The organism is Pseudostreptobacillus hongkongensis, from assembly GCF_001559795.1.
In the GTDB taxonomy this organism is placed as follows: Bacteria; Fusobacteriota; Fusobacteriia; order Fusobacteriales; family Leptotrichiaceae; genus Pseudostreptobacillus; species Pseudostreptobacillus hongkongensis.
Window position 1 is genome coordinate 1 of record NZ_LOHY01000005.1, and the last position, 664, is coordinate 664.

At 23.9% G+C, this 664-nt stretch carries 1 protein-coding gene; it reads left to right on the forward strand.

The window, feature by feature from the left end; genetic code table 11:
• Positions 1-36 precede the first annotated feature (36 nt).
• Positions 37-664: hypothetical protein (locus tag AYC59_RS00450; protein ID WP_156445420.1), on the forward strand; the 628-nt coding region annotated here is incomplete at its 3' end.

Consider the following 664-nt stretch of genomic DNA (forward strand, 5'->3'; position numbering starts at 1 on the left):
TAGAATTAATTAGAATAAAAAATAAAAGGAGAGATTATGAAGAAATATGCGATTATTTTATTGCCACAACTTATATTGGCAACCACTGTAGGAACTGATATAAAAATGGAAGGGTTAAGACCTATTTTAGAAATTAATGTAGAGCCACATGAAAATGTTTCTTTAAAAACAAAAATAAGCTATGATATGGTTGAGCAAAATGTTGAAGGAAAGTATAAAGTAAATGATTATGTTGAAGTTAGTGCTGAAGCTTTTGTAGGATATGAAAATATAAAGGAAGATAATAGTAAATTAGAAAAACAAAAATTTGAATATGATAAGAAAGTTTTAGAAAATCTAAACAGTGAAATAGAAAATGAAAATGATTTAGATAAAATTATTGACTCTATAAGAAAATTAGACAATAGACATGAAATTAAAGAGTCTATTAAAAATGAAGTTACTAGAAAAGATGTATATAAGAAATTAAAAGAAAAAATAGAATCTTATGGAACTAGATTTGGAAACACATCAGAATTATTGAAAAAAGCCATAGAATCTAAAACTACAATTGAAGAACAAAATAATATTGTTAATGCTATGATTAATATTAAAACTTATACTAATGGAAAGGAAGATTATTTAAGAGAAGGAGCTCAAATTTTTCAAAATGCTTTTGATAATG